Genomic DNA, 11,996 nt, shown 5'->3' on the forward strand with positions numbered 1-11,996 from the left:
AAGAGTGTATGTTATAAAATAAGCTACGTGCTTTTTTACATAAAAATAATATTTGATTTTAATAGGAGTTTGTATAAAAAAAGTTAATTAGTAATAGTAGATAAATAGAAAAGGGGAGAGGTATTATGTATCGAATTCATAAAGATGACATTATTTACGCAATGTCACCAGAAAATAAGCCGTGTATGGAAGTGGAAATTGGGAGCCGTCTTGTATTTGAAACATATGATTGCTTTGAAAACCAAATTGATTCTGAAGATGTTGTGTTCCAAGAATTAGATTGGAACCGAATTAATCCAGCGACTGGGCCTGTATATATTACAGGTGCAGAACCGGATGATATATTGGCCGTAACGATTGAAAAGATTAAAATTGCAGAGCAGGGTGTTTTAACTACAGGTGCGAACCTCGGTGTAATGGGTGAAGTGCTAAATGAAAATACAGTGAAAATCGTCCCAATACATAATAAACATGTTTTGTTTTCAAATGAACTGCAAATTCCGATTAATCCAATGATCGGTGTGATTGGTACTGCGCCGAAAGAGGAGAGTATTTCCTGTGGAACACCGCATGACCATGGCGGAAATATGGACTGTAAAGAGATAAAAGAAGGGACAACATTGTTATTACCTGTAAATGTTCCTGGTGCTCTATTAGCATTAGGCGATTTACATGCAGCGATGGGTGATGGTGAAATTGGTGTTAGTGGAGTAGAGGTTGCTGGTGAGGTGACGGTAACAGTTCAGATTATAAAAGGAAAGAAATGGCCACTACCAATGGCTATCCAAAAAGAAAAAGTAATGACGATTGCTTCAGAGAAATTGTTAGACGATGCAGCGAATCGTGCTGTACATAATATGGTGACATTTTTACATGAGGAATTAGAAATGTCTAAAGCAGATGCAACTCTTTTATTATCAGCAGCGGGTAATTTAAAAGTTTGCCAAGTAGTGGATCCACTAAAAACGACGCGGATGGAACTAGGAATGGAATATGCGGAAAAGCTAGGTTTTAATTGGAGTAAATTTAATATTAAATAAGAATGCTAGAAGAAGGATGCTGTTTTTTTAAAAGTATCCTTTTTTAATTTACGGATGAAATAAAAAGAGGTAGTATTTACTTTGTATAAGTATATTTGAGATTGTGAATTAAAAGGAGTTTAAGAATGGTCAAAATTATGATTGTTGAAGATGATATGAAAATTGCGGAGCTATTATCAACTTATGTTGCGAAATACGGTTACCAAGGAATTGTAATATCGGATTTTCAAAATGTGTTAGACATATTTTTAGAAGAACAACCAGAGTTAGTTTTATTAGATATTAATTTACCAAGCTTTGACGGTTACTATTGGTGTCGTCAAATTCGCGGAGTTTCCACATGTCCAATTTTATTTATCTCGGCCCGTGAAGGTACGATGGATCAGGTTATGGCGTTAGAAAATGGTGGCGATGATTTTATTCCGAAGCCTTTTCATTATGAAGTTGTAATGGCAAAAATTCGTAGCCATTTAAGACGTGCTTACGGTGATTATGCACCGAAACTAGAAGAAAGAATGGTTGAGCAACAAGGACTTAGTTTATATCCCGAAAGGCTTGTATTGAAGTTGCGGAATCAAGAGATTGATATAACGAGAAACGAAGCCATTTTATTAGAAATGTTAATGAAAAATTATCCGCGTGTTGTGAGTAGAGAAGTGTTACTTAATAAGTTATGGGATAGTGAATCTTACGTTGATGATAATACATTAAGTGTAAATACAACACGTGTGCGTAAAAAGTTAAAAACATTACATATTGAGGATGCGATTGAAACAATTCGTAGTGTTGGATATAGGTTGCATATTACTTGGGAAAATGGTGTGGAAAAATGATAAGGCTGTTTATACGTGACCATATACCACTTATTTGTTTTACAGTGCTCCAACTACTAGCCATATTCCTCGTATATTGGTTTGATGGACATAATCATATTACAACAGCATTATATGCAATGTTTTTAGGTGCTTTTTTTATGGTAAGCTACTTAATATTTCGTTATTTTACACATCGTTCTTTTTATGAGCGTTTAGCAAATCCATTGCAATCTTTGGATGAATCCGTTCAAAAATCTGATTTTGCAGTTGTATCTACTGCTCTCCAAGATTTGCTTGATGCACAATATCGTCATTATCAAAATCAACTGCAATTACAAGAAAGAAAAAATAATGATCATTTAACCTTTATGAATCAGTGGATTCATCAAATGAAAACACCTCTATCTGTAATAGAATTAATTACACAGGATGAAGTGGATTCGCGTTTTGAAAGTATTAATGAGGAAACAGATCGCTTGAAAAAGGGATTAGAGATGGCATTATATGTCGCGCGTTTAGAAGCATTTACACAAGATTTTTATGTAGAAAGAGTCCAACTACATAAAGTAGTAAATGATTCCGTGCATGAACATAAACGCTTCTTTATCCGGAATTTTGTATATCCAGAGCTTGAAATTGATAAAGGTATTACTGTAGAAAGTGATGCGAAATGGTTGCAATTTTTAATAGGACAAATTATATCGAATGCGATTAAATACTCATCAGGTAGTAGAGAAAAGATTAAAGTGAAAGCATGTAAGGAATGTAATACTGTTGTACTTGAAATAGCCGATAGTGGCGTCGGGATACCGAAGCAAGATTTACCAAGAGTATTTAAACCGTTCTTTACAGGAGAAAATGGTAGAGATTTTAAAGAATCAACTGGAATGGGGTTATATCTTGTATATGAAATTACGAAACAATTAGGGCATCGTGTAGAAATTCATTCAGAAGTTGGTAAAGGTACCATTGTACAAATAACATTTTTTAATGTGTAAAAAAGTGATCTAGGCTAAAGAACTTTGGAGTTAAGTTTTTTAGCCTTATTTTATAGCGAGTAAATGAAATGATAATAAATACGACTGTTAAATTAGAAGGATTTAATAATAAGTTAATTGATAGATAATTTTTTGTAAGAAACAAGCTACCCCTTTGAAAGAGCTAGCTTTATGAATTGTAATTAAGCAAACAAACTTAATAATTTATATCCAATTAAACCTAAAATAATGATAGGAATCACCACTAAAAAGAAGAAATTCGATTAGCATTAGAGCGTTCCAATACAAGAATCAAGATAATTCCGACTATCACTTCGGTATATCCAACAGGTAACATGTGACTGTAGTCTTCAAAATTTAAAAGAATGTGAAGCCCATCCGTTACAAAAACTCCACTTATAAGTGCGCTTCCGAATTTATGAAGAGGATTTGTAGTATCTTTCCATAGAAAACCTGCAATTCCGAAGATAGTTCCTCCTATACATGCACATACAATCCATACAGATATAAAATAAATAGAGTGAGCTACATTTTTAATAATTATTGCATAACCATAATAGCCTAAAACCATACCTAGCAGCGCAAGTATACCGGAAAGCATAGCTGTACGCTTAGAATAACTAAGACTAGCCACAAAAAAGGATGGAACTAACCAAACACTTCCTAGGTTAGCTAATGAATTCCAATTTCCTGGAAGTATACCTTGACCCAATTTAGTTAGTATACCAACAATAATCCCTACTATAATCGGGATGAGAAAAATCTTTAAAAACATATTTGATTTTGTGATTTTTAATGTCTTGTCCATAAATTCAATCCTTACTTTCATATTTTCTGCAAACTTATAATAGCTTATTAAGGGAGAATAATCAATAAAATTTTATTGAAAAACAATAAAATTTTATTGAATAATAAATGATACTTTGTTTTTACAATTAGGTGAATACAATATCAAAAACTAGTTACTCAACTAAAATGGTAAATGAAATAATATATGCAAGTAATAAAATTGCTGAAAACATATAATTCAACTTATCATAAGATGCTCTTGAGGATAACATTCACTCTTATACTTGTAATTTAGAATTTTTAATGATTTTCATCTCGTATTTACAATGAAATGATTTATGATAAAAAAGAAAAGGGATTGATATATTTTCCTCCTGTTTTTTATTTACGATTTATTAGAAGGAGGGCTTCTTTGCTAGTTGTTAATAATAGGGGGGATTGCAATAGATATTCGGAAAATGAGATATTTTATAACAGTGGCAGAAGAATTAAACTTTAGTCGTGCAGCAGAGCGTCTTATGATGGCACAACCGCCTTTAAGCCAAGAGATTCGTAAATTAGAAGATGAATTAGGGGTTCAACTTTTTTACCGGACAAAGAGAATGGTTGAGCTTACCGATGCCGGGAAAATATTTTTAGAAGGTGCGCGACAAACGCTGCTTCAAGTAGATAGAACGATTAAAGAAACACAGCTTGCGGATGAAGGAAAGATAGGACATTTAATAATTGGGTTTGTCGATTCTACAGAAACCGTTATAAATGTATTAAAAAAATTTCGGGAACGGTTTCCTAAAATTAAGCTCATATTACGCGAAATGACAACAGATCAACAAATAAAAGCACTCTATGAAAAACAAATTCATATTGGATTTATTCGTTCCAAGCAGAATAATGAAATTTTAACTTCCGAAGTTTGTTCTGTAGAATATTTAAAATTGGTTTTGCATGAAGAGCACCCTTTCGTTATGTTACGTAACATTCCAATTAAATCATTAGTGGATGAACCATTTATTTTATTTCCACGTCATTTTGGTACAAACTTTTATGATGTAATTATTAGTTACTTTTGGGAACATGGAGTAAGTTTAAATATTGTTCAAGAAGCGATTCAAATGCAAACGATTGTGAATTTAGTTGCAGCAGGAATGGGGATTTCTGTCGTTCCATCATCAGTGGAAAGTTATAAAAAACCGGGAGTTACATATAAAGAAATTCAAGAAAATACCCCAAAAATAAATTTATATGCTGGATGGAGACTAGATGAACAGTCCGTTGTGTTAGAGAACTTTTTAATAGTTGTTAGAGAGGTTTATACAACTTCACAATGTGAATGTAAAAGATAATAACCCATCTGTATAGGATGGGCAGTGTAGATTTGAAAAGGAAAGCTTCTTTATAGGTAGAACAAAAAGGTGTTTTAACCTGTTTTGCTCGGATCATACTCAATGAAATCTTTTAGTACACCATCGATTTGATCAATAATTTCAGGTTGTAATTTAACGCTAGAAGCAATTACGTTTTCTCTTATTTGCTCTGGATTTGATGCACCAATAATTGCAGAGGAAACAGCTGGATTTTGTAATACCCAAGCAACTGCAAGTTGAGGTAAGGTAAGATTAGTTTCTTGCGCGATGGGATTAAGTTTCTGAATTGCATTGAGTACATCATCGCTCATCCAGCGTTGCACGAGTTTTTGGAAAAATGGTTTACCAGCATCAGAGTTAGCACGTGATTGATTCGGCAATGGTTTACCAGGTTGATATTTTCCTGTGAGAATACCTTGTGCAAGGGGAGACCAAACAACTTGACCAAGTCCCTCACGTTGACATGTTGGTATTACATCAGTTTCAATAACTCGCCACAACATCGAATATTGAGGTTGGCTAGCGATAAGTGGAATGTTCAATTCTCGTGCAAGTGCTGCACCACGGGTAATTTGTTCTGATGTCCACTCACTTACGCCTAAGTAAAGGACTTTACCTTGTCTTACAAGATCAGCAAAAGCTAACATCGTTTCTTCAAGGGGAGTTGTTGTATCAAATCTATGTGCATAATAGACATCAATGTAGTCTGTCTGCAACCGTTTTAATGATGCATTACAATTTTCAATAATATGTTTCCGCGACAATCCACGATCATTTTTTCCAGGTCCGGTCGGATGACATACTTTTGTACATAGTTCTATACTTTCTCGCCGTATGCCTTTTAAAGACCGGCCTAGTACTTCTTCGGCTATCGTGTCCGAATAAACATCAGCAGTATCAAACGTTGTAATTCCGACATCTAGTGCGGTTTTCACACAATCATTTGCAGTATCTTCATTTACCTTTCCGCCATGGTTTATCCAGTTCCCGTATGCAATCTTACTTACTGTTAACCCACTGTTTCCGAGTTTGCTAAATTCCATTGTAGAATCCCCCCTTAAAAATGATACCTTTATTATAAGAACTGAAATTTAGTATGTATAATATATGATTTATGATGAATCTATATAAAAATTATATAAGAGGGAGATGTTTAGAATTTTATTGTTAGGGGAATCTAAAGCAAGTAGTACAACAAATGTGGTTTATGCTTGTTTAATATGAAGTTTAGAATTGATAAATAGACCTTAAAAAAAAGCAATCTTTTTAAAAGCACATATAATTGCATTTACTCATACAGTACTATTATGGTACAATATGGTTACTAACGACGGAAAGGAATGATGGGTGGACGATGATTAACTAATCTTATTTTTAAATGTTGAAATTAAATAAATTTCAATTTGTAAAAAATAGGATTAGTCTGCCCAATTCCATTCAACGGTATTGCTATTTGATTTGCGTAATAGCTTATTTGGGTATAAATAATGTAATGACTAATCCTGCCAAAATTACTTTGGGAGGATTTTTTTGTTCTCCCTTTATGAAAGGGATCGGTAATATGAAAGAGCTTTTAAAATTAAATGATGTGTATGTTGAAATAAAGGAAAATACTTTGTTAGAAAAAATGAATGTAGTAGTAAAACAAGGGGATATAATCGGATTAATTGGTAAAAATGGTGCTGGTAAATCAACGTTACTTCAATTAATAAATGGGAAGATTGAGCCATCAAAAGGAATTGTTGAGTGGCAGCAAATGAATATGACAACAGCATATGTTGAACAAGAAATAGAATCTTTTATTAGTAAGGATGTGATTGCAAAAGAAGCAGAGCTTCTTGCAAAATGGGGCGTGCCAACGAACGATTTTCATACTTTAAGTGGTGGTGAAAAGCTGAAAGTTCGCTTAGCGAAAGGATTTGCGAAAAATCCTAATGTCTTAATATTAGACGAACCGACAAATCATTTAGATGAGATGAGTACGGAATTTCTCATTAAACAAATAAAAAATATGAAAGGTACAGTTATCGTTGTATCGCATGATCGATATTTTTTAGATGTTGTCGCAACAAAAATATGGTCAATTGAGGATAAAAAATTAATTGAGCATAGCGGTAATTATACGAGTTATATGAAAGCACGTGAGCAAAAAAGACTGACGCAACAACGTGAATATGAAAAGCAGCAAAAAAAGATTGAACAAGTAGAAACACATATAAAAGAATTAAGTTCATGGTCACAAAAGGCACACGCACAGTCTACAAAACAAGAAGGTGTTAAAGAATTTTATCGTGTAAAAGCGAAGCGAATGGATGCGCAAGTTAAGTCAAAACGAAAACGTCTCGAAAAAGAGCTAGAGAAAACGAAAGTAGAACGTGTGAAAGAGGAGTACTCAGTTGAGTTCTCTATTCAAGCGAGTAAAAAAGTAGGAAAACGCTTTTTAGAAGTAAAACAATTAAAAAAAGACTTTCATGGAAAAATATTATTTGAAAACGTTAATTTTACAATTCAGCACGGTGAGAAGGTTGCGATTGTTGGACCAAACGGTAGTGGGAAAACAACATTACTAAAGATGATTATGGGAACGGAAACTGTGGAAGGAGAAGTATGGGTTTCACCATCTGCAAACATCGGTTATTTAACACAAGAAGTATTTGATTTACCACTTGATAAAACGCCAGAAGATTTATTTTTTAAAGATTCATTTGAAAAAAGAGGGAAAGTCCAAAATTTAATGAAACATTTAGGGTTCCAAGCTTCTCAATGGAAAGAGCCGATTGAACATATGAGCATGGGAGAACGAGTGAAATGTAAGTTAATGGTTTATATTTTAGATGAAAAAGACGTACTCATTTTAGATGAACCGACAAATCACCTTGATCTGCCTTCACGTGAACAGCTTGAAAATACATTAGCGGAGTATAATGGAACACTAGTTATCGTTTCTCACGATCGATATTTTCTAGAGAAAACAACTAACACAAAACTCGCGTTTTCAAATCATACGATACAAAAACAGCTAGAAGAACCTCCTAAAACAAGAGATGAAATTGAAGAGCTACGTTTAACGTTAGAAACAGAGAGACAAGAAGTATTAGGAAAATTAAGCTTTTTAACTTCTAATGATAAAGAATATAAAAAACTTGACGAACGATTCATAGAACTTACGAAACAGATTAAGGCGCTATAATTATTTAGGGGGATTAACATGGGAGCAGAGAGTTCAACTAAGTTATTTAGAATAGACTGTGGAGATATATACCTACAAGAGTTTACTATGAAAGATGCTGAGAGTATTTATAAAATATCGAATCAACCGGAAATAGAAAAATTTTTGCCAGACTGGAAATCAACGAAAGAACAGAGGGTTAATTGGATTATCAATGATGAAATACCAGCAAACAAAGCATTTCTTGAGGCAGTGAAAACTACGAATAACATAGATAATCATATGTTAAAGCTAGGAATATTTAAGGAAGCTACAAATGAATTCATTGGATGGTGCTGCACAGGTATTAAAGAAGAACTCCCTACACCAAACAGAGAGATAATGTATGCTATCTCAAGTGAATATCAAAATACTGGCTATGCTACAAAAGCGACTAAAGGCTTAGTTGACTATTTGTTTAAAAACACCACTTTAGATGTCTTAAATGCGATAGCTTTAATTAACAATGTACCATCAAATAAAGTTATTGAAAAATGTGGGTTTACTTATATGAGTGAACAGACGATAGAAAATCAACTATATAATCATTATGTATTGAGTAAATCAGAGTGGATAAAAAATATAGCTCTTTGAAGGGAGCTATATTGCATATGAAATCAGTAAAAAGGCTTAGAGCTAAAACTCTGAGCTTTTTTTCGTACTATATGATAAGTTGTTATTCATTGTTTTGAAGTTGTATAGTTATTCTTTATAATATATTGCATGTTGCTAATAAAGAATACAAGTTGTTTCAGCGACTAGAAATAAGAAGCATTGTATTCCATACCACTATACAAATATTATAAGATAGATATACATTGATTATATATTGGAAATAGATTTGTTATCAGTTTTTTTAGAAATCTTACAAGCGTGTAAGATAAATGAAAGATGAATCAATATGTGCTATAAGACAATTCATTTACACTTTATAGTGAGCAGTGGAAATGAAGGGAGAATATAAATGGAAATTTTACATGCAAAAAGTATTAGTAAAGTATATAAAGGGAAAATACCTTTTAAAGCATTGGTAGATATTGATTTATCAATTCAAGAAGGTGAATTTGTAGGAATTATGGGACCATCAGGTAGCGGGAAAACAACATTATTAAATATGGTATCTACTATTGATTCTCCTACATCGGGAGAAATATTAATAAATGGTACAAATCCTTTTCAGTTATCATCAGACAGTTTAGCTTTATTTCGTAGGAAACAATTAGGATTTGTTTTTCAATCATTTAATTTACTTAGCACACTTACAGTGAAAGAAAACATTGTATTGCCGATGACACTAGATGGTGTATCTGTACAAGAAATGAACAAACGAGTGGAAGATATTGCAGAGAAATTAAATATTGCAGATATATTGAGTAAAAGAACGTTTGAAATATCAGGGGGGCAAGCTCAAAGAACTGCAATTGCTCGTGCTATCGTTCATAAACCACAATTATTACTTGCAGATGAACCGACAGGGAATTTAGACTCTAAATCTTCAAATGATGTAATGGAGATGCTAGATACTCTTAATAAAGAAGAAAAAGCAACGATGATGTTAGTTACACATGATCCGTATGCAGCGAGCTTTTGCAGCAGAGTTATATTTATTAAAGATGGTCAATTATATAATGAAATTTATTGTGGTGAAAGCAGGCAAGCCTTTTATCAAAAGATTATGGATGTCCTTTCTTTGTTAGGAGGCAAAAGGCATGACTTTTCGTCAGTTCGCGTTTAATAATATTTTTCGTAATAAGCGTACATATGCTGCTCATTTTTTAAGTTGTACATTTTCTATTATGATTTTCTTTACGTATGCCCTTTTATTATTTCATCCTGATTTACAAGGGGAGTTGAAATCGACAAGTGCAACAATAAGTGCATTTGGTACATTAGGATTTACAGTTTCGCAAGGCTTGATATTTGTTTTTTCATTTTTCTTTATTCTATATTCAGTAAGTTCATTTTTAAAAACGCGTAAGAAAGAATTTGGCATTTTAATGATGCAAGGTATGTCAATGAGGCAGCTAAAGAAATTATTATTAATTGAAAATATGTTAATTGGACTTGGGTCAATTTGTATAGGGATTTTCATCGGTCTCATATTTTCTAAACTAGTATTATTGATTAGTGCAAGTGTATTAATGATTAGTAATGGCTTACCTTTTTATATACCAGTGAAGGCCGTACTATTAACAGTCATCACATTTCTTTTCTTATTTTTAATCGTTTCGCTTGTTACTTTTAAAATGATAAAAGTAACGGAACTTGTGGAACTTATTCAAGCAGAGGAAAAGCCAAAGCCTGAACCGAAATTTTCCATTTTATTATCGCTACTTTCTTTAATTAGTATAGGCTATGGATATATTTCAGTATTTCGCTTTATCCCAAGTATTAATTTTATTACGCTCGGAATAGGTGTACTTCTAGTCATTATTGGAACGTACTTTTTATATACACAGTGTAGCGTGTATATATTGTATCTTGCTAAAAGGAGAGAATCTTTCTTTTTAAAGAGAACAAATATATTAACATTTTCAGAATTGATTTACCGTATGAAAGATAATGCAACGATGTTTTTTATAGTATCTATTATTTCAGCAGTTGCATTTACAGCAATAGGTACAACAGCCGCTCTTGGTAATAGGAATTTAGTGTGGATGACAAACCCATATACATTTCTGTATGAAAGCTCTGAAAACAACAAATTAGTAGATAAACATCTCTCTATTATAAAAAAACATCTCTCTGATGCAAATATTCCGTACCGAATGGCTTCATCTTCAAGTAAATTTACAGAAAGTAACGTAAATGTATTGAAATTAAGTGAATATAACGAACTTACGAGAGCACTAGGGTACCAACAAGAAACAATTGAAAAAGAAGATGAAATTTTACTAATTCCTGGGAGGGTGTCACAAAAACAAGAATTTAAAAATGGTGACTATAAAAAAAATATTGAAGTTATTCAAGGTGATTGGACAAAGACATTTCGTGTGAAAAAAACTGTTGGGGATTTAGTTTTACCACATGATTCTAGTAGTATTTATATTGCTGTTCAAGATCATGTGTATGATGAAATTCCTCTGACGAGTAATCCACAAGATGAAAATATTCAACATCGTACTTATGGATTTGTTGTAGATGATTGGATAAAAACGAAAGAGATTTCAAATCAATTAAAGAGTATACTCGATAAAGATATCAGGGACAGAGATTTCTACTTTGAAGCTTTAACATTAAACTTGTTGGAGGCAAAGCAAAAGAATGGTTTATTACTCATGGCAAGTGTTTTAGTCGGAATCGTCTTCTTTACATTTGCTGCTAGTTTTATTTATTTCCGATTATATACTGATTTGGACCGTGATCAACAACAATATAAAATGATTTCGAAAATGGGATTAAGTAAACGAGAGTTAAAAAAAGTTGTAACGAGACAGTTAGTATTAATGTTCTTCTTACCAATTATCATTGCAGTGATTCATACTGTAGTTGCGTATACGGCACTGCAACAATTAGTCAGTTTTTCTATTTTAAACAGCTCGATCTTTATTTTAATTTCATTTATATGTATACAAGTTTTATATTTTTTTATCACTCGTTGGCGTTACCTACAAAAGCTTTATAAGACTATGGAGCAATAAAGTGAAACTTTAATCAGTGGGGGTTTCCTTCATCCCCCACTGATTATTAGCCTTCACCAATCGGGCTTTTACGGGCAGTTGAGCCCCCACCTAACTTCTTTGCTCTCGCTGAATTTTGAGGTGGGGGTCTTACTGCCCGTT

The 11,996-nt window shown here is 32.9% G+C and carries 9 protein-coding genes and 1 pseudogene; 8 read left to right on the top strand and 2 right to left on the bottom strand.

Translation table 11 applies throughout. The features are described from left to right. Nucleotides 1-125: 125 nt before the first annotated feature. The 3 genes from F0362_RS12695 (at nucleotide 126) to F0362_RS12705 (ending at nucleotide 2,853) form a co-directional block, all read left to right on the top strand. Nucleotides 126-1,040, top strand: coding sequence for an acetamidase/formamidase family protein (locus F0362_RS12695; RefSeq protein ID WP_000285646.1), 915 nt, complete (start codon nucleotides 126-128; stop codon nucleotides 1,038-1,040). A 125-nt stretch (nucleotides 1,041-1,165) separates the two neighbouring features. Then, nucleotides 1,166-1,873, top strand: a complete 708-nt coding sequence (locus F0362_RS12700) for a response regulator transcription factor (RefSeq protein ID WP_000239006.1) — start codon at nucleotides 1,166-1,168, stop codon at nucleotides 1,871-1,873. Next, complete coding sequence (locus F0362_RS12705) at nucleotides 1,870-2,853, top strand: sensor histidine kinase (RefSeq protein ID WP_000620173.1); 984 nt, start codon at nucleotides 1,870-1,872, stop codon at nucleotides 2,851-2,853. The genes F0362_RS12700 and F0362_RS12705 overlap by 4 nt, the downstream gene beginning before the upstream one ends. A gap of 182 nt (nucleotides 2,854-3,035) precedes the next feature. Here F0362_RS12705 and F0362_RS12710 read toward each other — a convergent pair. Then, nucleotides 3,036-3,661, bottom strand: a pseudogene (locus tag F0362_RS12710) (DUF6518 family protein). Nucleotides 3,662-4,085: 424 nt separating this feature from the next. Between F0362_RS12710 and F0362_RS12715 the strand changes: the two are divergent. Next, nucleotides 4,086-4,985 carry a LysR substrate-binding domain-containing protein gene (locus tag F0362_RS12715; RefSeq protein WP_306472062.1) on the top strand — a complete coding sequence of 300 codons (900 nt, stop codon included), beginning with the start codon at nucleotides 4,086-4,088 and terminating at the stop codon, nucleotides 4,983-4,985. 74 nt (nucleotides 4,986-5,059) lie between these two features. Here the strand turns inward: F0362_RS12715 and F0362_RS12720 are convergent, their stop codons facing one another. After that, on the bottom strand, nucleotides 5,060-6,049 hold the full coding sequence (locus F0362_RS12720; protein WP_000395979.1) for an aldo/keto reductase family protein: 990 nt from the start codon (nucleotides 6,047-6,049) through the stop codon (nucleotides 5,060-5,062). A 518-nt stretch (nucleotides 6,050-6,567) separates the two neighbouring features. Here F0362_RS12720 and abc-f point away from each other — a divergent pair. The 4 genes from abc-f (at nucleotide 6,568) to F0362_RS12740 (ending at nucleotide 11,855) form a co-directional block, all read left to right on the top strand. Then, complete coding sequence (abc-f, locus tag F0362_RS12725) at nucleotides 6,568-8,196, top strand: ribosomal protection-like ABC-F family protein (RefSeq protein ID WP_061530554.1); 1,629 nt, start codon at nucleotides 6,568-6,570, stop codon at nucleotides 8,194-8,196. A gap of 18 nt (nucleotides 8,197-8,214) precedes the next feature. Further along, a complete protein-coding gene (locus tag F0362_RS12730; RefSeq protein WP_000500621.1) occupies nucleotides 8,215-8,808 on the top strand; it encodes a GNAT family N-acetyltransferase in 594 nt (197 codons plus the stop codon). Nucleotides 8,809-9,178: 370 nt separating this feature from the next. After that, nucleotides 9,179-9,949: an ABC transporter ATP-binding protein gene (locus F0362_RS12735; protein WP_000404264.1), complete on the top strand. Its 771-nt coding sequence runs from the start codon at nucleotides 9,179-9,181 to the stop codon at nucleotides 9,947-9,949. Continuing rightward, nucleotides 9,924-11,855 carry an ABC transporter permease gene (locus tag F0362_RS12740; RefSeq protein ID WP_061530551.1) on the top strand — a complete coding sequence of 644 codons (1,932 nt, stop codon included), beginning with the start codon at nucleotides 9,924-9,926 and terminating at the stop codon, nucleotides 11,853-11,855. Before F0362_RS12735 ends, F0362_RS12740 begins: the two co-directional genes overlap by 26 nt. Nucleotides 11,856-11,996 lie beyond the last annotated feature (141 nt).

The organism is Bacillus sp. BS98 (genome assembly GCF_008432245.1).
Lineage (GTDB): Bacteria > Bacillota > Bacilli > Bacillales > Bacillaceae_G > Bacillus_A > Bacillus_A toyonensis.